Here is a 23,863-nt window from a genome sequence, read left to right as displayed (position 1 = left end):
GGACCGCCAATTTCAAAACGGGACTAACCGTCTTTCTGGTCGTAGGCCGTGCCCCAACCCCAGGCGCCCGAGCCAAACCCGCGCGCCACGACGCGTTCGCGGTAGATGGCCGAAACCACGTCGCCATCACCGGCGAGCAGGGCCTTGGTGGAACACATCTCGGCGCAGATGGGCAGTTTGCCCTCGGCGATCCGATTGCGACCGTATTTGGCGAACTCTGCGGTCGAGTGCGTTTCCTCGGGACCACCGGCGCAGAAGGTACATTTGTCCATCTTGCCGCGCGATCCAAAGTTTCCGGCCTGCGGATACTGCGGCGCGCCGAAGGGGCACGCATAGAAGCAATAGCCGCAACCGATGCACAGGTCCTTGGAGTGCAGGACGACGCCTTCTTCGTTCTGATAGAAGCAGTCGACCGGGCACACCGCCATGCAAGGCGCATCCGAGCAATGCATGCAGGCCACCGAGATTGAGCGTTCGCCCGGGTTGCCGTCATTGATCGTCACCACCCTGCGGCGGTTGATGCCCCATGGGACCTCGTGCTCGTTCTTGCACGCGGTGACGCAGGCGTTGCACTCGATGCAGCGTTCAGCGTCGCAGAGAAACTTTGCTCTAGCCATAAATCGTCCTCCTTACGCTGCCGAGATTTTGCAGAGAGTACATTTCGTCTCCTGCATCTGGGTCACTGAATCGTAGCCATAGGTCTGGGCGGTGTTGGAGCTTTCACCCAGCACGTAGGGATCAGCGCCAGCGGGGTATTTGTCCCGCAAGTCCTGTCCCTGGAAATGGCCGCCGAAATGGAATGGCATGAAGGCCACGCCGGCACCGACCCTGTTGGTCAGCATCGCCATCACCTTGACTTTGCCGCCCTCGGGACCTTCGACCCAGACCTGAGACCCATCACGAATACCAAGGTTGTTGGCATCGCGCGGGTTGATCTCGACGAACATGTCCTGTTGCAGTTCGGCCAGCCACGGGTTCGATCGGCTTTCCTCGCCGCCACCCTCATATTCGACCAGACGACCAGACGTCAGGATTAGCGGGTAATCCTTTGAAAAGTCGTTCTTCTGGATCGAAGCGTAAAGGGTAGGCAGGCGATAGGCCTGACGGTCTTCGTAGGTCGGATAATCCTCCACCAGATCGCGCCGGTTGGTATACAGCGGCTCGCGATGCAGTGGGATCGGATCCGGGAAGGTCCAGACGACCGCACGGGCTTTGGCGTTCCCGAAGGGCGCACAACCATGCTCGATCGCGACCCGTTGGATGCCGCCGCTAAGGTCGGTTTTCCAGTTGGTCTTCGGACCCGCAACGGCGTCGATTGCTGCGCGTTCCTCATCCGTCAGATCGCCATCCCAGCCAAGATCCATCAGCATCTGCATCGTGAATTCGGGATATCCATCCTGAATTTCCGACCCAACGCTATAGACCCCTTCGGCCAGCAGGTTGTCGCCATCGCGTTCCACCCCGAAACGGGCGCGGAAGGTCAGGCCACCCTCGGCCACCGGTTTGGACATGTCATAGAGGTTTGGAGTCCCCGTATGACCCATCTCGGCCGTGCCCCAGCAGGGCCATGGCAGACCATAGTATTCGCCGTCGTTTGGTCCGCCAACAGCCTGCAGCGTCGTTCTGTCGAACGTGTGCTGGTTGGCCATATGGCTTTTCAGACGTTCCGGCGACTGACCGGTATAGCCGATGGTCCAGAGGCCCGAGTTGAACTCACGCGTGATGCTTTCAACATTCGGGGTTTCGGCGTCTTCCATTTCGATATTGCGGAAGAACCGGTCCGCCCAGCCGAACTTGTTGGCAAACTTGGCCATAATGACCTCATCCGGCAAGCTTTCGAACAGCGGATCAACCACCTTGTCGCGCCACTGCAGCGAGCGGTTCGAGGCCGTGACCGAGCCACGGGTTTCGAACTGCGTACAGGCAGGCAAAAGGTAAACGCCATCGGTGCGGTCATGCAGAACGGCCGAGACGGTGGGGTACGGGTCGATCACGACCAGCATGTCCAGCTTCTCCATCGCCGTCTTCATTTCCGGCCCACGCGTTTGTGAGTTCGGCGCGTGACCCCACAAGACCATGGCGCGGACGTTGTTGTCCTGATCCATATTTGCCGGGTCTTCCAGAACACCATCGATCCAGCGAGAGACAGGGATGCCGCGCTCGTTCTGAAGCGGTTTATCCTTGCCTTCCTTGTCCTTGATCGTGGCGAACTGACCTGCCAGCCATTCGGGTTCTTCACCCCAGACACGTGCCCAGTGGCCCCACGCACCTGCGGACAGGCCGTAATAGCCGGGCAGGGTATGAGACAGAACACCAAGGTCCGTCGCGCCCTGCACATTGTCATGACCGCGGAAGATGTTGGTGCCACCACCCGAGGTGCCCATGTTGCCAAGCGCAAGCTGCAGCACGCAGTAGGCGCGGGTGTTGTTGTTGCCGTTGGTGTGCTGGGTGCCACCCATACACCAAACGACTGTGCCGGGCCGGTTGTTGGCCATGGTGCGGGCAACGCGCTTGAGCTGCGAACCGGGCGTACCGGTGACGCGCTCGACCTCTTCCGGGTTCCACTTGGCAACCTCTTCCTGGATTTGGTCCATGCCCCAGACACGGGTGCGGATGAACTCTTTGTCCTCCCAGCCGTTGTCGAAGATGTGCCACAGGATGCCCCAGATTAGCGCAACGTCTGTGCCGGGGCGGAAGCGGACATATTCATCTGCATGGGCCGCGGTGCGCGTAAACCGCGGGTCGCAGACAATCAGCGGTGCGTTGTTCTGCTCTTTCGCGCGCAATATATGCAGCAGCGAGACAGGGTGCGCTTCAGCCGGGTTACCGCCGATTATGAAGATCGCCTTACTGTTGTGCATGTCGTTATACGAATTGGTCATGGCGCCGTAGCCCCATGTATTCGCAACACCCGCAACAGTGGTCGAGTGGCAGATACGCGCCTGATGGTCCACGTTGTTCGTGCCCCAGTAGGCGGCGAACTTGCGGAACAGATAGGCCTGTTCGTTATTGTGCTTCGCGGAACCCAGCCAATAAACACTGTCTGGCCCCGACTCTTCGCGGATGCTCATCATGCCGTCGCCGATCTCGTTGATCGCCTCTTCCCAGCTGATGCGTTTCCACTCGCCACCTTCCTTTTTCATCGGGTATTTCAGGCGGCGCTCGCCATGGGCGTGCTCGCGAACCGAGGCCCCCTTGGCGCAGTGCGCACCCAGGTTGAACGGACTGTCCCAACCGGGTTCCTGCCCGATCCAGACGCCGTCCTGCACTTCGGCGACGACTGTACAGCCGACTGAACAATGGGTGCATACGGATTTGATGTTTTCAACGGCCTGATTGGCCGCTGTCTGGGCGCTGGCTGGCGTCACGGTTCCACCCGTGGCGCTGATCGCGGCAAGGCCGCCGATCGTCAGGCCCGATCCACGCAGGAATGCGCGGCGATCGACGGTTTTCTCGCCGACCTGGGACAGGATACTTGTCCGCTGGGGGCGTCTCGCAACCCCGTTGGTCTTTTTCCTTAGCATTGTTTTCCTCCCTTGCGCGCCGTGTAAGCCACGGCTGGCTTGGTACTGCTGATGCCGACGTCAGGGCCAATCGCAACCGTCAGTCGGTTGGTGACATCGTCCGGTCGGTGAACCGGGCGCAGTCGAGGCGGCTTAGAAGCGCGCGCTGTCCAGGTAAGCGCGGGTGTGCGCCGTGTCCTGCATGCGGGTTTCGTCCGTGGGCAGCTCGGCTGCTTCGGCTTTTCCGCTTAATGTGGCTGCGGCAACAGCAGCGGGCGCTGCGGTTCCGGCCAGTTTGAGGAAGTCGCGGCGCGAGGCGCCTTCTTCCTTGGTCTTGCTCATGGGCTTCTCCTTTCCCATTTGCGATTTAGCGCCAATTCGGGCGCTGGCGAGTTGCGGTGGTTCACACCGCCGTCATTCGGAAGGCCTCGCGTTCGATTTCCATATACACCCGACCGGCTGTGCCGACCGAGGCATAGAGAACCGACGCTTCGGCTGCTTCCAAATCAGAATAGAAATGTGTGGCCCAGGGGCCGATATGTTTGTTCCAGAACACCTTTTGATCCTCGACCGTGGCGGGTGCGCCAAAACGGCCAACGATCATGCCTGCCATCATTTCCATCAGCGAGGCTATGTTGTCTTCGGGCTCGAATACGTTCTGCGCTCGGGTGATTCCGCGGACGGCCATGTCATTGCGCAACTGCGCCAGAGGTTTCTCGTTCAAAAAACCGGTCAGGTAATAGCTGCCATAAGGCAGCAGCTCACCCCGACCCAGTCCGATGAACAGCGCATTGAATTCCCGTTCCGCGGCGGCGGGTTTGGTGACTTTGGCCACCCGCGCCATGGCTTGAATGGCTTGACCCAGGTCTGTGCCATCCCCGGTCAGACCCGCGACCTGATCTAGCAGCATTTGATCTGGTGGGCCTGACAGAAGCAGACCCAGAAAATTGTAGAAATCCGCGCGCAGGCGATCTTCGGCCGAGACTTCCAGATTTTGCGCATTGCCTGCGGTCATTTCGTCATCCTTCGAATTCAAATTTCATGCGGCGCGGGGCAACCTGCGGCGCTGTCTCGTCCACCTCATCGGTAAATGCCACGGCCACCTGGGCAGGGGCTGGGGTTGGAACCACTTCCGGTTCCTCTTCGGCTGCCAGGGTTTCACCTTCATCCACCAAGGGTTCGATTTCAGGGGCATCCTCTTCGGCCTCTGCAGCCAATGCTTCGATGTGGCTCAGCATTCCTTTGCCAACTTGATAGGCGGTCTGGATGTTCTCGATCACACAGGCCGCGTCGGTATAGTCCTCGCCATAGTCGACAAGCCCGTCCACATTGGCCAATACCGGGTTCAGCCGCCACAGCCGCCGCAAGGCACGGCGGCGCAACCGGTCAGGGACGGCCTTTGCCATAAACCCCGAGACATCATCCCCAGCCTGCAACTGATCGGGGTCGGGCAAGTTGAACTGTGCCAAAATCTCGGCGTCGCTCTTTTCTTCCAACTCGGCGTGTTGCGTGGCGATGACCTGTTCTTCACTTGCGATGACCTCGGCCTCGGCTTCGGCCTGAACGGCAGCTTTGCGGCGGGACCAGAAATCGCGAGCTTGGGTCATTGCAACAGCCTCCGCGGTGCGCGGTATACGTCCGAGGTCTGCCGGATACGCGCATCCCCCTTGCCGTCCTCTACAAGGTCCGTCCGTTTCTTGTCGCGGCGGCGTTTAACGAAAACCTCATCACGGTGGTGTTCCAGCGCGAAATCCCGAACCCAGGCAATCAGCCCTTCAGTCATCGGGATTTTTTCGACAATCTCTTCGCCGGTATCTGCATAATCCTGCCCTTCGAACGGGGACGCCGTGACCAGCACCGCATCCATCGGGCGTTCGCCATCCAGCGCATCGCGAAGAACAAGGTAGATCGAAGGTTGTCCGTCGGACAGGTTGACCATGTAGGCCTCAGTTTCATCAGCCCAAAGCGTCAGGGGAAGGGTGGCGGCGTGGTACTCCACGGCTTCACCCTCGCGGCGCATCTCAAGCCAATCCGCTGGCCCAGCACCGGGCAGCACAGCAACGGCGCGCCAGTTCCATTTCGCCCAGCGGGTAACACCGGGTGTTTTGCGCACGACGACGCCGATTGGCATTTCAATCTGGCTTGCGGCCTTGGCCACTTAGTCCTCCCCGGAAGGCTCTCCCCTGCCTTTCCCTGGGTCTACTATGGTACACAAAGCAACCATGTGCCAAGTCTGAATTGCTGGGCTAATGATCTGATCACCGATTGTTTACGAACCCGAGAGGCATTGAAGACCCGGCCATGCCGAAAGATTTGCCATGGGGCATTGCCACTTTTCCAAGACACCCTAAGCTGAAACCAAGATGGGGAGGGGATGCCATGGGCACAAAACTAATACTATGCGATTGCGCCGGAACGCAGGATCTTGAGGCCGAGAAAATCGCATCCGCTTGTGGGATCGCCTGCTCAAAAGTTCATGCGGCCCTGTGTACGGCTGAGTTGGAGACCGCTGCATCCCTGATGCAGGACGGGGATACGGTGATTGCCTGCGGGCAGGAGCAAGATGTGTTCCGGGATCTTGCAGACGAATTGAATATCGACATGCCGGGGTTTGTCGACTTGCGTGACCGCGCCGGTTGGTCAGAGCAGAGCAGCGATGCGACCCCCAAGATGGCCGCTTTGGCGGCTGAGGCGCTGCTGCCCCAGCCCATCACGCCCAGCGTTGACGTCTTTAGCGAAGGCACCTGTTTCATTGTCGGGGCAGGTGAGGTGAGTTTTGATCTGGCGGCCCGGCTGTCGGACACTTTGGCTGTGACGGTGCTGGTGACCGATGACGCGTCGCCGGTTTCGCGGTCATTTGACGTGGTGCGCGGCCAACTTCAGTCGCTGAACGGCGCGCTGGGCGGGTTTACGTTGCGGCTGGACGCTTTGCAACAGCTGAAACCGGGCGGTCGTGGGGCGTTTACCTGGACTGAGGCCCGCGATGGGGCGCACTCGGCCTGCGATATTATAATAGACCTGTCCGGCGGCACTGCCTTCGTTCAGGCCCCGGCCAAACGCGAAGGCTATTTGCGCGCCGATCCCAAAGACCCGCTTGCTGTGGAACGGTTGGCCTATGAGGCAGTGCAACTGGTTGGCACGTTTGAAAAGCCGCTTTACGTGCGGCTCGAAGAAACGCTGTGTGCCCATTCCCGTGCCGAGCAGGTCGCCTGTACCAACTGTCTGGATATCTGTCCGACGGGTGCGATCGTGCCGGCGAAGGAACATGTGTCCATTGACCCAATGGTCTGCGCCGGATGCGGGGAATGTGCGGCGGTGTGCCCATCGACCGCAATCACATACGAGGACCCGCCAGTTTCTGCCCTGTTGTCACGCATGCACATTCTGGCGCGGACCTATCGGCGGGCAGGGGGGACGTCGCCCCGTTTGTTGGTCCACGATGCCCACGGGGCTGAGATGATCCGGCTGGCCGCCCGGTTCGGGCGCGGCTTGCCCGCAGATGTCATCCCGCTTGAGTTAAACGTGATTTCGGGGTTCGGCCACGCCGAAATGCTGGCCGCATTGGCGCATGGGTTCGCACGTGTCGATATCCTTCTGGCCCCAACCACCGAACGCGACGCGCTGGATCGTGAATTGGTTCTGGCGCAGGCAATTGCAAGACCAGATGGATTGTCCTTGATTGATCAGGCCGACCCCGATGCGATGGCAGACCTGCTATATGCGCAGGATGTTCCGTCACCGCTGTCCGATCCGGTGCTGCCGCTGGGCAACCGCAGACAAATCGCGCGCTTGTCCGCACAGGCGTTGAATCCGCAGGCGGATACACCTTTATCATTACCCGAAAATGCTCCGTACGGGGCGGTGGCGGTGAATACGGACGCCTGTACATTGTGCCTCAGCTGCGTGTCGCTGTGCCCGTCAGGTGCGTTGGCTGACAACCCGGACAAACCGCAGCTGAACTTTCAGCAGGACGCCTGTTTGCAATGTGGCTTGTGCAAGGGCGTTTGCCCCGAGGATGCGATTACCCTTGTCCCGCAACTGGACCTGAGCGACGCAGCCTTGTCTCAGCAGGTGCTGAATGAGGAAGAACCCTTTGCCTGCGTTGAATGCGGTGCGTTGTTCGGCGTGAAATCTACGGTCGAACGGATCATGGAAAAGCTGTCTGGCACGCATCCGATGTTTGCCACCTCGGACAAGGCACGAATGATCCAGATGTGCGACAATTGCCGGGTGAACGCGCAGTTTCAACAATCAGACAATCCGTTCCAGTCCAACCCAAGACCCAAGGTTGTCACGACCGAGGATTATTTCTCAAAGCGAAAGGATCACTGAAGCTGTAGCGGCGCGCCTAAATCAGCAGCCTGGATGGCTGAGACAAACGCCAGAATGGCCTCCAGCTCTTCCAGCGTCATCTCGACCGGGTAAATGGGCGAGGGGCGTTCTGGGTCAAACGGCGGTGTTAGCCCGTCAATTTGTGTGAAGGCGGGATGGGGGTTAAGGGCAAAGAACGCCTCGAACCGCTCAGACCAGTCCGGCATGGCGCGCAATACCGCGAACGAGGGGGTTGAACCCAGACCGTTCATCCGGTTCTGCGGCCCAATCACATGACACCGGCCACAATGGGTCATCGACAGTTCCGCGCCCCGGGCAGCGTCGCCTTCGATCACGGTTTCCTGCTGGGTTGCCGTTACTTCGAAACTCGCAGAGAAGGGTGCCCCTTGGTCAGGGACAAAGCTTTCGACCGTATTCTTGCCGATATCGGACAGCAGCCAGTCGCGGAACCGTTCGTGCCGGGCATTGTCTCCGATCCGTAGATGGTACACCACGCCGCCGCGTGCAAAGACTGGATCGCCCGGCGGGGAGGTTTCCAGCACCAAAATGCCCCCGTCATCCGCAATAACGCGTATCCCGGTCTTGAGAGAGAAGCGAGGAAGGATATGTTGCAGCAGACCAGAGTCTGTTACTTCCGTCGGGGCGGCAAGGCCAATGGCCTCCTGCGACCAAGAGGGACTGGCAGAGAGCGTCAGGCTCAGGCACAAAAGGACAACGCGCATGGCCCAACCTAACGGTCTGGTCCCGATTGCGTCAAATGAACTGAATGAGACGGAGACACATGCAATGAAACGCAACCTCATCGTGGGTGGAATTAAAGGGGTAATGGCATGAGTGTTCGTGACGCGGTTCTGACAAACCTGAAAAAGATCACTGACCCTGTATCCGGGCAGGATATCGTCAGCGCCGGAGTGGTGCGCGCGCTGAATGTCGAAGGTGACACCGTTCGGTTCGTACTTGAGATTGATCCGAAACAGGCCGAGCGAATGGAGCCCGTTCGTGCCGCCGCCGAGCAGGCCGCAAAGTTGGCAGACGGTGTGGCCAATGTGTCTGCTCTGCTGACCGCGCATTCGGAAAAGGCTCCGCCAGATCTGAAACCGAAACCCAAGCCATCGCAAACCGGCCCGCAGGCCGTACCGGGGGTGGATCGAATAGTCGCCATTGCCTCGGGTAAAGGCGGGGTAGGTAAATCCACCGTTTCGGCCAACCTTGCCTGTGCGCTGGCGGCCGAGGGTCGTCGTGTCGGTCTATTGGACGCTGATGTTTATGGCCCGTCGCAGCCCCGGATGCTGGGTGTCTCGGGCCGTCCGGCCAGCCCCGATGGCAAGACGATCCTGCCGCTGCGCAATCACGGCGTCACCATGATGTCGATGGGTCTGATGACCAATGAAGGGCAAGCGGTTGTCTGGCGCGGCCCAATGCTGATGGGCGCGCTGCAACAGATGATGAGCCAGGTTCAGTGGGGCGCTTTGGACGTGCTGATCGTGGACTTGCCGCCAGGCACCGGTGACGTGCAACTGACGCTGAGCCAAAAGTTCAAGGTGGACGGTGCCATTGTTGTATCTACCCCGCAGGACGTGGCCTTGATCGATGCCCGCAAAGGGATCGACATGTTCAACCAGCTCAAGACTCCTATCGTCGGCATGATCGAAAACATGTCGACCCATATCTGCTCCAACTGCGGGCATGAGGAACACGTGTTCGGCCACGGCGGTGTGAAATCCGAGGCCGAAGCGCTGGGTGTTCCGCTGCTGGGCGAAATCCCCCTGCATCTGGATATCCGGGTCGCTGCGGACGGGGGCGCGCCCATCGTGGTCAGCAAACCCGACAGCCCGCAGGCTGAGGCATTCCGCAAAGTCGCCCGCGATATGATCGCCAAGGGTAACGCATGAACCAACCGGTCTTTCCGCCATTGCTGACGGGCCATCCTGTGCAGGGCGGGGAAGACCCGTTCGACCGCGCCCAAGCCATGGCCGCGCTGGGCTGCGACGCGGGGACGGTGGTTTACAACATTCAGGCCGACCGCTTGCGCGTTGCCATCGTTTTTGCGCCCGAGGTGCCTTTGCAGGACGCTATGGCGATGCTGCCTTTGTGCGCCGTGGGGTTTCAGAACGCGCTGGGTGCGCTGGCTCCGCCCGAGGTTGCCGTGCATTTGGGCTGGGATGGACTGATTTGCGTGAACGGGGCGAAGTGTGGAATGTTCCGCACCGCCGCCTCAGGCCGCGATCCCGGGCAAGAACCCGATTGGCTGGTGGTCAGTTGGGAACTGGCGTTGCTGCAAACCGGGGATGATCCGGGGAAAACGCCGGATGTCACCGCACTGTATGACGAAGGGTGCGCCGATGTCTCAGCAGCACAACTGGTTGAAAGCTGGTCGCGGCATATGCTGACCTGGCTCAATCGCTGGCAAGAGGACGGCAACGCCCCTTTGCACGGCGAATGGATGGGGCTGCTGCGCGGCGTCGGAGAGCCCTACGGACAGACGGGCGTGTTTCTGGGCACCGATGAGCGGTTCGGTATGCTGATCCGTGACGGCGATGAAACACGTTTACGCCCGCTGACCGAACTATTGGAGAACCAATGATGAAACTGGCCCGTGCGATCCATTTCGATGAAAGCGACATGAACGTGTTCCATTCCCCGGCGCGGACGGGGGAATGGTGCATATCAGGCGGGTTTGAATTCTCGAACTGGGGTGAGGCCGATCTGGAAGGTAAGTCGCGGCAGGCGTTTTCAAACGGTTGGTTGGGCGTCGAAACCTTTGGGCGCGTGACATTTGTCGCCGTGACCCAGATCGAACAGGCCGAGTTGGACCAGATCGTGCAAACTCTGGCCGAGCATTTTGTGCAATTCTACGGTGCGCCTTCAGTCGAAGCGGCCTTGGGTGTGGCAAAGGCCGAAATCGTCCATATGAGTGAGCTTTGCGAAGAACACGCCCCGAACACGCTGTTGACAGTCGCGCGCGAGTTGTCCGACACGGGTGTGCACGAAGCGTTCCGTATTATCACCCCACAGGAAACACAGCTTGAGGCGTTGGCCGTTCACGGCTCGCTTGATGAATGAAGGTTACAGCAGGTCCGCGAAGCCGCCGAACTGACCGCGTTTGAAAATCAGGCCTTTGCCTGTGCGATACATCACCTGTTCGACCTCACCAACCAAGATCAGGTGATCCCCGGCCTCGTGCTTGGCATGTAATTGGCAATCGAACCGGGCCAGACACTCGTTCAGTTGCGGTCTGCCTTTGTGATCCGTATCCCATTCCACGTGCGAGAAATCCAACCCATCACGCGCGAACTGCAGTGCCTGATCCTGCTGTTCCTGTGCCATCACGTGAATGGAATAGTGTTGGCAGGCATTAAAGGAATTAAACCGGAACGAGTCTTTTGCCAGGCACCAAAGCACCAGCGGTGGGTCCAGCGAGACCGATGAGAACGAATTGACGGTTATCGCACGCGGTCCGTTTTCGGTGTTCGTCGTGATGACGGTGACACCTGTGCCGAAACACCCCAGCGCTTCGCGAAAAGCGGTACTTTGGTCAGGAGTTGGGGTGAAGGTCTTTTCAGTCATAGTCCGCTCGTGCAGTGGCCGCGCATCAGGTGCCACGGTCTGCCGGAATTGTCCATGAAAAGCTGAATCTTGAGCGAATATTTTGACGTTCAGTTCAAGTCTTCCAGCAGGCGGCCATGCTGACGGGTTGCCTCGATGACTGCGCCAAAGGTTGTCATGCCACGGGCTTGCAGCATAGGCAGCATCTTGACCAGCGCTTGCGCTGTGGCGACAGCGTCGCCAAGGGCGGTGTGGCGCAGGTCGTGCGGAATGGCAATCTCTAACCTGTCACACAACGCATCCAGGGTGTGCTTGTCGCTGGCGCCGAACAGAACGGCAGATAGCAAAACGGTGTCGAGGATGGGGTGATCCCAGTCGACATCCATGCGTTTTGCATGGCGCCGCAGAAAGGCCATGTCGAAAGGCGCGTTATGGGCCACGATCACCGCATCCCGCGCGAATTGGTGGAACGTGCGCCCCGCCGCAGCAATATCCGGTGCGCCCTGAACCATGTGGTCGCTGATATGATGAACTTTGGTCGAAGCCGGCGGGATCGGCATGCCAGGATCAACCAACATATCAAACCGCTCGCCCTGAACGATGCGTCCATTCACAACCCTGACCGCGCCGATCTGTACGATTTCGTCCTTGTGCGGCAGTAGTCCCGTGGTTTCGGTGTCAAACACCACAAAACACAGATCGCGAAGAGCGAGAGATTCGAACTCGCCCGCGACCGCGCTGTTCAGCAAGTCAAAGTCGTATACCAGTGGGCGCGCAGCCTCGGGTGCGATATTAGCGGCGCTTTCGTCGAATATCAGCAGATAGCCGGGCGCGTCGCCCAGCGGCTTCATGCGGGCGGAATAGGTTTGCGCGCCGTCGATGCTGGTCAGGGTGCAATCGACCTCAAGCCCGGATTTTGACAGTTTCTCGTAGGCTTGTTGCAGTGGCACGGGCTGTAGGTATTCGTAAAGCGAGGCGTTCAAGCGGGGATGGGCGATTTGGGCCAGCACTCCGGCGGCCTGCCCATCGTACAGCACGATTTTGTGGGTGGGGCTGGCCAGCACCATCGCCACCGGAATCTCGGTCAGCAGGGCCGTCAGTCTTTGTTTTTCAGCAGACAGATGCGCAGTCTCAGCAGCCACGGCCTGAGCCACATCCATGGTCTTGCCTGACAGCTGATCCGCCAGCCCGGCGGCCGCTGGGGCAAGGTCGCCCAGATAACGCGCGGCCTGCATGTCCATATCCGTGCTGACGCCCGCATGTGCGCGGGCGCGCAGCTGGGCCGATAGACGTTCGATGGGCTTTGCCACGTTGTCGTCAAACAGCAGCCAGACGGCAATGATCAAGGCGATGAAGCCGAAACCCATAAGGATTTCAGCCAGGATAAAAGCACTTGCTAACGCAGGATCAGCGACACGCAGATAGCTTACCCAAAGTGCCACAGAGCTAACGGCCAGCGCGCCCACTGCCATCAAGCAGAAGAACAGAAAAATTCGGACGCGCAGGCTAAGCCGGGTCAGCATGTTACACTCCGCAGGTGGCCTCGACGATGGGGTCCTCGGCGTTGACGGTCAGCCAGTCGGCATTGAGCAATTGGCCGTCGTCACCGAACTCGGCTCCATCGGCCAGGCTGGCACGGCTGTTGGTGGCGCAGTCGACGGCCACCGGCAGTTTCGAGATCGGGGACCAGCGACCAAAGAAATACATGTCCACAAGGCGTTGATCCGGCACCTGCTCGTTGGTGCGGACCGAGGCGGTGTCGATCGCGGCAAAGCGATTGACGAACGGCACGGCATAGGTCCACGGGCGATAAAAGGCCCGGCTTTCGACCTCTTGCACGATTTCCATTTCTTCCGGCAGCGTTTCAGTGGTTCGGTCGTACCAGGAATACTCGCTGGCGATGGTCATGCCGATCATACCCAACCCAGCCGCGACCGGAGCGGCCCAGCGGGGCAGGCGGCCACCCGTCAGTTTGTTCACTCCCATCACCACACCTGCAAAGGCGATCCCTGCAAAGATGGTGCCGATCAGTTCCAGAAACATGTTCTTCTCCTGGTTTAACGCTTTTGCGCCCGTTTGGGTCTGCCTAGTTCAGCATACCTTTGCCATGGCCCACCGCCGACTGCATTGTTTTTACGACGACAAAGGCGTCTCGCAGATGACTTCGCTCAAAGTCAGACAAAGTCGATGGTGGAAGATAGTTGTCGGGGTTTTTGCCGGATTTGACCAGCCTCACCTGATGTTCCAGCCGTGTTTCAGCGATCAAGTCATAGGCGTCCAGAATATCCCGCGCGCCCGAAGGGCTAAGAACCTGGGCCGCTTCGGCGGCTTTCAAGCGGGCGCGGGTGTTGGCCTCGGGCAACTGACCCTGAAGGCTGTAGATGCGGGCCAGATCAACCACCGGCACAACGCCGTTATGTTTCAGATCAAGCGTATTGCGATGTTCGCCCGAACGGATGGTGGCAAAACCTCGTAACAGGCCGAGCGGGGGCGTGTGCTTTAATGAATTGGAAATCATGTGCGCCACGAAGATCGAATTCGCGTTGGCTGCAGCCAGTGTGTCGGCTTGCAGATCCTCGAACAGTTCGAACGCGCCGCCGATGGGGCGCAGGTCGAACATGACCGAGGCCAGCATTTGCGCCTCGGGGTTCGGTTTGGCGATCCAGCCGTTGAAATATTCCCGCCATACCCGCACCGGCTGACACCAGCGGGGGTTAGTCGCCATCATGTCGCCCGGGCAATAGAAATACCCGCAAGTGTCCAACCCGTCCGAAACATATTTTGCCAGTTCGCTGAAATAGGCCATGTCGCCGTCAGACATGTTGTCGTCCAGCATCAGGCAATTGTCCTGATCCGATACGCCGGTCTGCTCTTGCCGCCCTTGCGAACCACAGGCTAGCCACAGATAGGGCACGGGCGGCGGGCCTAATTTCTTTTCTGCCAGCGCCAGCAGACGGCGGGTCACAGTATCGGCGATGTCGGTGATCAGACGGGTAACGATCTCATGCCGGTTACCGCTGGCCACCAGCTGCACCAGAAGTTGAGGAATTTCAGCCGTGACCAGTGCCATTTCACCCGCAGAGTTGGCATGAGCGATCCGCCGAACCAGTTCGGCCGAGTTTACGGCCTGATAGTGGGTCAGATCGGTCTGCGTGACGATACCGACCAGCTTGCCGCCTTCACAGATCGGGATATGGCCGATCCCGCGCTCCATCATCACATGCAACACGTCCGATCCGATATCGGAGGGTGAAAGAGTGATGGGATCATGTGTCATGATCGCTGAAACGGGTGTTGTTTCGGGCATGTTGTCCGCCACGTATTTTCCGGCTACGTCCCGCAGCGTTGCGATGCCCAGCAGCGTGTCGTCTTGGGTCACGCACAGAGACGAGATATGGCGATCGCGCATCACCTGAGCGGCTTTTTGAACTTGCATGTCCGGAGGACAGGTGGCCGGGTTGTGGGCCATCAAAACGTCAATCGCGCTGGTGGCCAAGCTTTGCGGACCGGCACGTTCCCCGCGCGTACGGTTGAAGAAGTTGGCGACAACATCATGGCCGTCGATCAGCCCGCGCACCACGTTGGGGGGCAGAACCATCAGAACGGACGGCGTATGCGTATGTGCATGGGTTGCAGCTTTGCCGTCCTTCAGAAGACCACGTTCCCCAAAGGAATTGCGCAGTCCCAGATGCGAAACGACAGCGCCGTTTTCATCCGTGATCTCAACCTGTCCTTCATAGATTACAAATATGCCGGGTAGGGTGTTGCCCAGCTCATACACGGGAAACCCTTCATCGACCTCCCACACCTCGATCTGGTTGGCCAGATCGTCCAGCGTGTCAGGCGGCAAGGCGTCATAGGGGTGTACGGATTTCAGAAACCGGGTGATCTGGTCATGGGACAGGGGCATCAGACAATCCTGGGCTTCCATTTGAAAAATCCCGCCCGGTGGAATGCCGGGCGGGAACAGTAGGTCGAAAGACGCGGCACACGGGTGTTATCCATATGCCGCATCATGCTCATTTATTCTGAGCTGCGCCAGCGCCACGGGGAATGCGAACGCTTTCGACCAATTCCACGATCTCCTGCGGGGTCTCTTTGGTCATACCAGCGACCACGTAGGCGACACCGAAGTTGATCATCGCACCGATTGCACCGAACGAGGTCGACTTGATCGGACCCAGCAGCGGATCAGCATCGGTGAACGAGTTGGTGCCCGGAATGAACAGCCAGCCCTTGTGCAGGAAGATGTAGACCAGGGTCACGGTCAGACCTGCCAGCATACCAGCAACCGCGCCGGTGTTGTTGATGCGGGTCGAGAAGATCCCCATCATCAGCGCCGGGAAGATCGAGGCTGCCGCGAGACCGAAGGCCAAGGCCACAGTTTGCGCTGCAAAGCCCGGTGGGTTCAGACCCAGATAGGTTGCAACAACGATGGCCACGGCCATTGCGATCCGCGCCGCCAGAAGCTCTCCTTTTTCCGAGATCTGCGGGTTGATCGCGCCTTTGACAAGGTCGTGGGACACAGCCGACGAGATCGCCAGCAACAGACCCGCAGCGGTCGACAGAGCAGCCGCAAGACCACCGGCAGCGACCAGACCGATCACCCAACCTGGCAGGTTGGCGATCTCGGGGTTGGCCAAAACCAGGATGTCGCGGTTGAACTTGGTCAACTCGTTACCAACCCAGCCTTTTTCTTCGGCAAGCACCTGCATGTCTGCATTCTGATCGTTGTAGTACTGGATTTTACCGTCGCCGTTCTTGTCTTCCCAATCCAGCAGCCCGGTTTTCTGCCATGTCTGCATCCAGTCATAACGCGGATCCGTGTCGATTTCCTCGACCGAAACGGCACCACCTTCGATGCCACCATTGGGCCACATCATGTCGGTGATGTTCAGGCGGGCCATTGCACCAACCGCAGGGGCGGTCAGATACAGCAGCGCGATGAAGACCAGCGTCCAGCCAGCCGACCAACGGGCGTCAGCCACGCGAGGCACGGTGAAGAAGCGCATGATCACGTGCGGCAGACCAGCAGTACCGATCATCAGCGACAGCGTGAACAACACCATGTTCAACGTGTTCGAATGGTGCGCTGTGTAGTCGGCAAAGCCCAGCTCGGTCACGATTGCGTCCAGCTTGGTCAGCAGAGGCTCACCACTGGCGGTATCACTGAAAAGACCCAGCGCCGGAATCGGCGTGCCGGTCAGCTGCAGCGAGATAAAGATTGCCGGGATGGTATAGGCTGTGATCAGCACGCAGTACTGAGCGACCTGAGTATAGGTCACACCCTTCATCCCTCCGAACACCGCGTAAGCAAACACGACACAGGCACCGATCAGCAGACCGGATGTGTTGGACACCTCGAGGAAGCGGCCAAAGGCCACGCCAACGCCGGTCATCTGACCGATTACGTAAGTCACAGAGGCCACGATCAGACAGATCACCGCAACGATACGTGCGGTCTGGCTGTAGAAGCGGTCGCCGATGAATTCCGATACGGTGTATTTGCCGAACTTACGTAGGTAAGGAGCAAGCAGCAGTGCCAGCAGCACGTACCCACCGGTCCAACCCATCAGGAAGGTCGAGTTGTCATAGCCGGTAAAGGCAATCAGACCCGCCATCGAGATGAACGAAGCCGCCGACATCCAGTCGGCCGCTGTTGCCATACCGTTGGTGACCGGGTGAACGCCGCGACCGGCGGCGTAGAATTCCGATGTGGAACCCGCCCGGGCCCAGATCGCGATGCCGATGTACAGCGCAAAGGACGCGCCGACAAACAGCAGGTTGATAGTAAACTGGTCCATGGGGTTTACTCCTCATCCACGCCGTATTCGGCGTCCAGCTTGTTCATGCGCCAGGCGTAGTTGAAGATCAGCACCAGAAAGACCAGGATTGATCCCTGCTGAGCGAACCAAAAGCCCAGATCGGTGCCGCCAACGGCGATACCAGACAGCAGCGGACGCAGCAGAATGCCGAATCCAAAAGACACCAGCGCCCAGATCACGAGGCTGATGTAGATGAGACGCAGGTTGGCCTGCCAATAGCCCTTGTCGGCCTCGGCAGCCTGCGCGGAGTTTGTTGATTGATCCGCCATTGCGGGTTCCTCCTTCGCTTCCTCGTTGGGCGGCCCGTGCCCAACTCCTCCAGTGACTTGGGCCGCTTCTCGATTGTGCCTGGCACCAGCATGATGTCAGGCAAGACTCCTCTGGTCCGCCAAGGCGGGTCCATTGAAGTATTCTCTTGTTGGATCAAAGCCTTGGGGGGCTTTTCTCCTCCCCTTAACTCATCGCGCCACCCACGATATCCTTGAGGTCGCTCGCGATGTCTTCGATCTTGCCCATTGCGTTGGTGCGTTGCAGAACGCCGTGGGTTTCATAATAGGTGATCAGCGGCGCGGTTTGGGCGTGATAGGCAGCAAGGCGCGAGGCAACAGTTTCGGCGTTGTCGTCGGCGCGGCGTTTGAACTCGGTATGGCCGCATTTGTCGCATTTGCCCTCGACCGCGGGGACCTTGAACGTGTCATGAAACCCTTCACCACAGCCTGCGCAGGTATAACGGCCCGAGATGCGGGTGACCATTTCGGCGTCCTCGACCTCAAGGCTGATTGCGGCGCTGATTTTCTGGCCGTTCTCCGACAGCAAACCGTCCAGCGCCTCGGCCTGCACGGTCGTACGCGGGAAGCCGTCCAGAATGACGCCTTTGGCGCAGTCCGGTTCATCCAGCCGATCGCGCAAGATAGCGATGACGATCTCGTCGCTGACCAGATCGCCAGCTTCCATAACGGCCTTTGCAGCAAGTCCGGCCTCGGTCTCGGCGGCAACGGCGGCGCGCAACAGGTCGCCGGTGCTGAGTTGTATAAGCCCGAACGTGTCTTCGAGCATCCGCGCCTGCGTGCCCTTCCCGGCGCCCGGAGGGCCGAGAAGGATCAGAACGGCGGGGGTGGTGGTCGTGGCAGCGTCCATCACATCCTCACTTACTTGCGCGGTTTTCGATCAGATCTTCGACCACCGACGGATCGGCCAAGGTCGAAGTATCACCCAGCGAGCCAAAGTCGTTTTCGGCGATTTTGCGCAGGATACGGCGCATGATTTTGCCGGAACGGGTCTTGGGCAGGCCGGGGGCCCATTGGATCACATCGGGGCTGGCAATCGGGCCAATTTCTGTGCGAACCCAAGTGCGCAGCTCTTTCAGAAGCTCATCCGAAGGCTCGCGATCGTTCATCAGAGTGACATAGCAATAAATGCCTTGCCCTTTGATATCATGGGGATAACCGACAACAGCAGCTTCGGCCACGGCGGCGTGCGCCACCAGCGCGCTTTCTACCTCGGCCGTACCCATACGGTGGCCCGAGACGTTGATCACGTCATCGACGCGGCCAGTGATCCAGTAGTCGCCATCCTCATCCCGGCGGCAACCGTCGCCCGTGAAGTAATAGCCTTTGTAGTCGGCAAAATAGGTTTTCTCGAACCGCTCGTGATCGCCCCAGACGGTGCGCATCTGTCCGGGCCAGCTGTCTTTGATGCACAGCACACCCTCGACCCCGTTTCCTGTGATTTCGACACCCGATTGCGGGTCAAGAACGACAGGCTGAATTCCAAAGAACGGCTTCATCGCCGAGCCGGGCTTCATCGCATGTGCGCCGGGCAGGGGGGTCATCAGGTGACCGCCGGTTTCGGTCTGCCACCATGTGTCGACGATGGGGCAATTGCCCTGGCCGACAACCTCGTTATACCAGTTCCACGCTTCGGGGTTGATCGGTTCACCCACGGTGCCCAGCACTTTCAGATCGCTCAGATCGTGCTTTTCGACCCATTCGGTACCCTGACCCATCAATGCGCGGATCGCCGTGGGGGCGGTATAGAACTGGTTTACCTTGTGCTTGGCGCAGACTTCCCAAAAACGGCCAGCGTCGGGGTAGGTCGGCACGCCTTCGAACATCAGGGTCGTCGCACCATTGGCCAGCGGGCCATAGACGATATAGCTGTGGCCGGTGACCCAGCCTACGTCTGCGGTACACCAATAGATGTCGCCATCGTGGTAATCGAAGGTGATCTGATGCGTCATGGCTGCGTAGACCAGATAGCCACCAGTGGTATGCACCACGCCTTTGGGCTGACCGGTTGATCCGGAAGTATACAGGATGAACAAAGGGTCTTCGGCGTTCATCTCGGCGGGCGCGCAATAGTCATCCGCTTCAAGCGCCATTTCGTTGTAATCGAAATCGCGGCCGTCAACCCATGTGGTCTGGCCGCCGGTGCGCTTGACCACCAGACATTTCACGGTGTCTTTACAGTGCAGCAGAGCGGCATCCGCATTGGACTTAAGAGGGGTCTTGCGACCGCCGCGCGGGGCCTCATCCGCCGTGATAACCACCTTGGCATCGCAGCCGTTGATCCGCGCTGCCAGCGCGTCGGGCGAAAAGCCCGCGAATACGATGGAATGGATCGCGCCAATACGCGCACAGGCCAGCATCGCATAGGCTGCCTCGGGGATCATCGGCAGATAGATCACCACCCGGTCACCTTTGCGAACGCCCAGAGATTCCAGAATATTGGCCATTCGGCAGGTGCGGCGGTGCAGCTCGGCATAGGTTATGTGCTGGGCGTCGTCGTTCGGGTCATCCGGCTCCCAGATGATCGCGGTCTGGTCGCCGCGTGTTTTCAGATGGCGATCCAGACAGTTGGCTGCCACATTCAGTGTGCCGTCGGCATACCAGTTTATTCCAACCGAGCCGAAATCATAGCTGACATCTTTGACTTGTGTATACGGTTTGATCCAATCTACTCGCTTGCCTTGCTCATCCCAGAACGCCACAGGATTTTCGATCGAGGCGTTGTACATCTGGGTGTATGCGTCGGCATCGACATGGGCGCGGGCAACGGTTTCTGCGGATGGCGGATAGACCTTGGCATCTGCTTGAGCAGCGGTTGTCATTCTGAGGCTCCTCCCTCTGGACTTTATTTCACTGGGCCAAATCTTGCCCGCGGAACGGGCGATGTCGACCCGTTTCCTCCCCACGTCAAATAATAAGCGAAAATGAAAACAATTAAATAAATTACCGATATCTTTAGATTTGTTTGTAAAGAAATTTTGTTAGTGTGCAAATAATAGTAAATAAAACCACTATGAATTTCAAAAAAATAAATAAAACCAAAATAGTAAGTGTCATGAAATTTTTGATTGGTGGATGCAGATGATCAACCGTAATTTTTGAATCTTGGATACACCTATTGGTTGTTAGCGCTGTCTTCTGGTGCTTGGTGAATTTGTCCGGGGTTGGCACACATCAATGTTGGCGCTAGCTTTGATCGCAAGCGCTTGGAGAAGAAGCGCAACAAAGGGAGAATTCATGATGAAAAAGATGTTGAGCGGCGCGGCCGTCGCCGCCTTGGGTGTTGCATTCGTCTCAGAGGCTGCTGCAACCGAATGGAATGCCTCGGTTTGGGGCAAGCGGCGCGCCTTTACTGAACATGTCGAAAAGTTGGCCGAACTGGTTGGCGAAAAGACGGGTGGCGAGTTCACCATCAACGTCAGCTACGGTGGCCTGTCAAAGCCCAAGGAAAATCTGGACGGCATTGAAATCGGTGCTTTTGAAATGGCTCAATTCTGCGCCGGGTATCACCGCGACAAGAACCGAGCGATCACCGTGCTTGAGCTGCCGTTTTTGGGCGTGAACAATCTTGACGAAGAAGTGGCTGTCAGCCACGCGGTCTACGATCACCCGGCCGTTAAGGATGAGATGGCGCAGTGGAACGCGCGCATCATCATGACCTCACCAATGCCGCAGTACAATCTGGTCGGTACTGGTGATCCGCGCGACGAATTGGCGGATTTTGACGGGATGCGTGTACGTGCCACTGGTGGCCTGGGGCAGGCGTTCGAGGCTGTGGGCGGTGTGCCGACCTCTGTCCCAGCAACAGAAGCGTTCAACGCGATGGAATCAGGTGTTGTCGACACGGTTGCCTTTGCCCAACACGCTCACCTGTCTTTCGGCACCATCAATGAAGCCGACTGGTGGACCGCTAACCTGAACCCCGGCACGGTCAACTGCCCGGTGGTGGTGAATATCGAAGCCTATGAAGCGCTGCCTGCGGAGCACAAGGAGGCGCTGAACAGTTCGATCGACGAGGCGATTGATCATTACCTTGCGAACTACGGCGGGCTGCTTGAGCAGTGGGATAGCGTTTTGTCTGAGAAGGGCGTTGAAAAAGTTGAGATCGACGATGCCGTTCTTGAAGAATTCCGTGCTAAGGCAGCCGATCCGATCCGTGAACAGTGGATTGCGGATATGTCAGCACAGGGTCTGCCAGCGCAGGACCTCTATGATCTGGTTCAAGCTACGCTGAAGCAACAGCGCGGCGGAAACTGAGTTCCTTTTCCGGGTGCCTGACCGGGCACCCGGACACTCATCAAAAAACAGGGGATCACCGGAATGGCAGGACAAGCCACGGTGCTTGAGGACGGCAGTCGGCTCAGTTGGCTGGATCGTCAGCTCTTGAGGTTAGAGCAGTTTTTGGCATTGATCAGCGGGCTTACCGTTTTTGGCCTTATGGTGCTTGCGGTGGTTTCGGTCAGTGGCCGCAACGCGATTAACGCGCCTTTGCCCGGTTATGTGGACTGGATCGAACAGGCCATGCCGCTGATTGCTTTCCTTGGAATCTCATACGTGCAGCGCGAAGGCGGTCATATCCGAATGGATATCGTAATCGCGCGTCTGCACGGGCGGGCTTTGTGGCTGTTCGAACTGATCTCGGTAGTTTTGATCCTTGTGCTTATGCTGGCACTGGTCTGGGGAAGCTGGTCCCATTTCGACCGCTCTTTCGATTTTGGTGCACCGCTGTGGAGCCGTGACAGTTCAATTGACATTGGCATTCCGCTTTGGCCCGCCAAGCTGCTGGCGCCAGTGGCGTTTTCGGTCCTGTGCGCGCGGCTGATGTTGCAGGTCTGGGGATATGGGCGTGCTTTTTTGCTGGGGCTCGAACATCCGGTGGCCGTGCCGTTGATTCAGGATGCTGCGGCGCAGGCCGCTGCCGAGGCTGAGCAATTCGAAGGGCAGGACTAACGCATGGACACAATAGATATTGGTCTGTGGGTTACAGGTGGCCTGCTTGTATTGGTCGTCACAGGGATGCGGGTCGCCTTTGCCGCTGGGCTTGCCGGGTTGGTCGGGCTGGTGTGGATCTTCTGGGCCAAATTCGGATATGACCCCGACCGGTTTGGCAAAGCCTTAACAGTTGCGGTGAAAACGGCCGGGCAGGTGCCGCATTCCAAGGTGGCCGCCCATACGCTCAGCCTGATCCCAACCTTTATCCTGATCGGATACTTGGCCTATTACGCGGGCCTGACCAAGGCATTGTTCGAGGCGGCCAAACGCTGGGTGGCGTGGGTGCCGGGTGGGCTGGCAGTTTCGACCGTGTTCGCGACAGCCGGGTTTGCCGCCGTGTCGGGCGCGTCGGTCGCCACATCCGCGGTTTTCGCCCGCATCGCCATCCCCGAGATGCTGAAAGTCGGTTACAACAAGCAATTCGCTGCTGGGGTCGTTGCTGCCGGGGGTACGCTGGCCTCGTTGATCCCGCCTTCGGCCATTCTTGTGATCTATGCCATCATCGTTGAACAGGACGTGGGTAAGCTACTGTTGGCCGGGTTCATCCCGGGGGCGTTTTCGGCAGTTATCTATGGGCTGCTTATTGTGGGAATAGCGGTGATTTTCAAAACCGTTGGGCCTCCGGTCACGGGGTTTACATGGAAACAGCGCTTTGCGTCCTTGCCCGGTGCCTTGCCGATTGTGGCTGTGATCCTGATCATTATCTGCTTTGTCTATAACCCGTTCGGAGAAAAGGCCTGGGGCACGCCAACCGAGGGTGGTGCCATCGGTGCCTTCATTGTCTTCTGTTTTGCCCTGTTCCACGGCATGCGCTGGACCGAGCTGAAATCCGCGTTGCTTGAAACCGCCAAACTGACCGCGATGATCTTTTCGATCATCTGGGGCGTGCTGATCTACGTGCGGTTCCTTGGTTTCGCCGACCTGCCGGGCGCGTTTTCGGACTGGATCACCTCGCTTGAGATGTCGCCGATGCTGATCCTGATTTGCATCCTGCTGGCCTATGCGGTGTTGGGCATGTTCATGGATGCCATCGGAATGCTGCTGCTGACGCTACCGGTCGTGTACCCGGCCGTCATGGCTCTGAACGGTGGGGAAGCCGTCAGCGCCGCTGAAAGCGCCTTTGGCATGTCGGGGCCGATGTGTGCGATCTGGTTCGGTATTCTGGTTGTGAAAATGGCCGAATTCTGCCTGATCACGCCGCCGATTGGCCTGAACTGCTTTGTCGTCGCTGGCGTGCGCCCGGACCTGAGCGTTCAAGACGTCTTCAAAGGCGTGACACCGTTCTTCATCGCCGACGCGATTACCATCGCGTTGCTTGTGGCGTTCCCGGCCATCGTCCTCTACCTGCCGTCACTGGCCGGATAGAAAAAGCCCCCGG

The 23,863-nt window shown here is 58.8% G+C and carries 22 protein-coding genes; 7 read left to right on the top strand and 15 right to left on the bottom strand.

Annotation, left to right across the window (positions count from 1 at the left end; all coding sequences use genetic code 11):
• Window positions 1-23: 23 nt before the first annotated feature.
• The 6 genes from fdh3B to ACR0LY_RS04890 form a co-directional block, all read right to left on the bottom strand.
• Window positions 24-617 (bottom strand): formate dehydrogenase FDH3 subunit beta, encoded by a 594-nt coding sequence (gene fdh3B, locus ACR0LY_RS04915; RefSeq protein WP_037307340.1) that lies wholly within the window; start codon window positions 615-617, stop codon window positions 24-26.
• A 12-nt stretch (window positions 618-629) separates the two neighbouring features.
• Window positions 630-3,524 (bottom strand): formate dehydrogenase subunit alpha, encoded by a 2,895-nt coding sequence (locus ACR0LY_RS04910; RefSeq protein WP_170348410.1) that lies wholly within the window; start codon window positions 3,522-3,524, stop codon window positions 630-632.
• A gap of 132 nt (window positions 3,525-3,656) precedes the next feature.
• Window positions 3,657-3,845, bottom strand: coding sequence for a twin-arginine translocation signal domain-containing protein (locus ACR0LY_RS04905; protein WP_170348411.1), 189 nt, complete (start codon window positions 3,843-3,845; stop codon window positions 3,657-3,659).
• A gap of 61 nt (window positions 3,846-3,906) precedes the next feature.
• Window positions 3,907-4,518 (bottom strand): TorD/DmsD family molecular chaperone, encoded by a 612-nt coding sequence (locus ACR0LY_RS04900; protein ID WP_170348412.1) that lies wholly within the window; start codon window positions 4,516-4,518, stop codon window positions 3,907-3,909.
• Window positions 4,519-4,522: 4 nt separating this feature from the next.
• Window positions 4,523-5,110 (bottom strand): DUF3306 domain-containing protein, encoded by a 588-nt coding sequence (locus ACR0LY_RS04895; RefSeq protein WP_170348413.1) that lies wholly within the window; start codon window positions 5,108-5,110, stop codon window positions 4,523-4,525.
• On the bottom strand, window positions 5,107-5,661 hold the full coding sequence (locus ACR0LY_RS04890; RefSeq protein WP_170348414.1) for a DUF3305 domain-containing protein: 555 nt from the start codon (window positions 5,659-5,661) through the stop codon (window positions 5,107-5,109). Before ACR0LY_RS04890 ends, ACR0LY_RS04895 begins: the two co-directional genes overlap by 4 nt.
• Before the next feature lie 221 nt (window positions 5,662-5,882).
• Here ACR0LY_RS04890 and ACR0LY_RS04885 point away from each other — a divergent pair, with 221 nt between their 5' ends.
• Window positions 5,883-7,835, top strand: a complete 1,953-nt coding sequence (locus ACR0LY_RS04885) for a 4Fe-4S binding protein (protein WP_170348415.1) — start codon at window positions 5,883-5,885, stop codon at window positions 7,833-7,835.
• Here ACR0LY_RS04885 and ACR0LY_RS04880 read toward each other — a convergent pair.
• Window positions 7,829-8,557 carry a c-type cytochrome gene (locus tag ACR0LY_RS04880; protein WP_170348416.1) on the bottom strand — a complete coding sequence of 243 codons (729 nt, stop codon included), beginning with the start codon at window positions 8,555-8,557 and terminating at the stop codon, window positions 7,829-7,831. The genes ACR0LY_RS04885 and ACR0LY_RS04880 overlap by 7 nt on opposite strands.
• A 108-nt stretch (window positions 8,558-8,665) precedes the next feature.
• Here ACR0LY_RS04880 and ACR0LY_RS04875 point away from each other — a divergent pair, with 108 nt between their 5' ends.
• From ACR0LY_RS04875 to ACR0LY_RS04865, 3 genes are read left to right on the top strand one after another with little or no spacing between them, the layout of a single operon-like run.
• The gene (locus tag ACR0LY_RS04875; protein WP_170348417.1) at window positions 8,666-9,727 is read left to right on the top strand and encodes an Mrp/NBP35 family ATP-binding protein; all 1,062 of its coding nucleotides are present in this window, start codon (window positions 8,666-8,668) and stop codon (window positions 9,725-9,727) included.
• Complete coding sequence (locus ACR0LY_RS04870) at window positions 9,724-10,419, top strand: biotin/lipoate--protein ligase family protein (RefSeq protein WP_170348418.1); 696 nt, start codon at window positions 9,724-9,726, stop codon at window positions 10,417-10,419. Before ACR0LY_RS04875 ends, ACR0LY_RS04870 begins: the two co-directional genes overlap by 4 nt.
• On the top strand, window positions 10,419-10,898 hold the full coding sequence (locus ACR0LY_RS04865; protein ID WP_170349381.1) for a DUF6505 family protein: 480 nt from the start codon (window positions 10,419-10,421) through the stop codon (window positions 10,896-10,898). Before ACR0LY_RS04870 ends, ACR0LY_RS04865 begins: the two co-directional genes overlap by 1 nt.
• 3 nt (window positions 10,899-10,901) lie before the next feature.
• On the opposite strand, the gene ACR0LY_RS04860 is transcribed toward ACR0LY_RS04865, so the two are convergent.
• From ACR0LY_RS04860 to acs, 8 genes are all read right to left on the bottom strand, one after another.
• Window positions 10,902-11,402 carry a flavin reductase family protein gene (locus tag ACR0LY_RS04860; protein WP_170348419.1) on the bottom strand — a complete coding sequence of 167 codons (501 nt, stop codon included), beginning with the start codon at window positions 11,400-11,402 and terminating at the stop codon, window positions 10,902-10,904.
• 89 nt (window positions 11,403-11,491) lie between these two features.
• Entirely contained in the window at window positions 11,492-12,904 is a 1,413-nt protein-coding gene (locus ACR0LY_RS04855) for a 3'-5' exonuclease (protein WP_170348420.1), read from the bottom strand.
• Window position 12,905: 1 nt separating this feature from the next.
• Window positions 12,906-13,424 carry a hypothetical protein gene (locus ACR0LY_RS04850; protein WP_170348421.1) on the bottom strand — a complete coding sequence of 173 codons (519 nt, stop codon included), beginning with the start codon at window positions 13,422-13,424 and terminating at the stop codon, window positions 12,906-12,908.
• 43 nt (window positions 13,425-13,467) lie between these two features.
• Window positions 13,468-15,291 carry a DUF294 nucleotidyltransferase-like domain-containing protein gene (locus ACR0LY_RS04845; RefSeq protein WP_170348422.1) on the bottom strand — a complete coding sequence of 608 codons (1,824 nt, stop codon included), beginning with the start codon at window positions 15,289-15,291 and terminating at the stop codon, window positions 13,468-13,470.
• 109 nt (window positions 15,292-15,400) lie between these two features.
• The gene (locus tag ACR0LY_RS04840; protein WP_170348423.1) at window positions 15,401-17,185 is read right to left on the bottom strand and encodes a sodium:solute symporter family protein; all 1,785 of its coding nucleotides are present in this window, start codon (window positions 17,183-17,185) and stop codon (window positions 15,401-15,403) included.
• 5 nt (window positions 17,186-17,190) lie between these two features.
• A complete protein-coding gene (locus tag ACR0LY_RS04835) occupies window positions 17,191-17,475 on the bottom strand; it encodes a DUF4212 domain-containing protein (protein WP_170348424.1) in 285 nt (94 codons plus the stop codon).
• A 184-nt stretch (window positions 17,476-17,659) separates the two neighbouring features.
• Window positions 17,660-18,343, bottom strand: coding sequence for an adenylate kinase (locus ACR0LY_RS04830; protein WP_170348425.1), 684 nt, complete (start codon window positions 18,341-18,343; stop codon window positions 17,660-17,662).
• 7 nt (window positions 18,344-18,350) lie between these two features.
• Window positions 18,351-20,315, bottom strand: a complete 1,965-nt coding sequence (gene acs, locus ACR0LY_RS04825) for an acetate--CoA ligase (protein ID WP_170348426.1) — start codon at window positions 20,313-20,315, stop codon at window positions 18,351-18,353.
• 418 nt (window positions 20,316-20,733) lie between these two features.
• On the opposite strand from acs, the gene ACR0LY_RS04820 reads away from it, so the two are divergent.
• The 3 genes from ACR0LY_RS04820 (at window position 20,734) to ACR0LY_RS04810 (ending at window position 23,850) form a co-directional block, all read left to right on the top strand.
• Window positions 20,734-21,750 (top strand): C4-dicarboxylate TRAP transporter substrate-binding protein, encoded by a 1,017-nt coding sequence (locus tag ACR0LY_RS04820; protein WP_170349382.1) that lies wholly within the window; start codon window positions 20,734-20,736, stop codon window positions 21,748-21,750.
• 63 nt (window positions 21,751-21,813) lie between these two features.
• Window positions 21,814-22,443, top strand: coding sequence for a TRAP transporter small permease (locus ACR0LY_RS04815; RefSeq protein WP_170348427.1), 630 nt, complete (start codon window positions 21,814-21,816; stop codon window positions 22,441-22,443).
• 3 nt (window positions 22,444-22,446) lie between these two features.
• On the top strand, window positions 22,447-23,850 hold the full coding sequence (locus tag ACR0LY_RS04810) for a TRAP transporter large permease (protein WP_170348428.1): 1,404 nt from the start codon (window positions 22,447-22,449) through the stop codon (window positions 23,848-23,850).
• Window positions 23,851-23,863 lie beyond the last annotated feature (13 nt).

Source organism: Ruegeria sp. BC5 (assembly GCF_056539205.1).
This window is presented reverse-complemented; position numbering and strand designations above follow the sequence as displayed.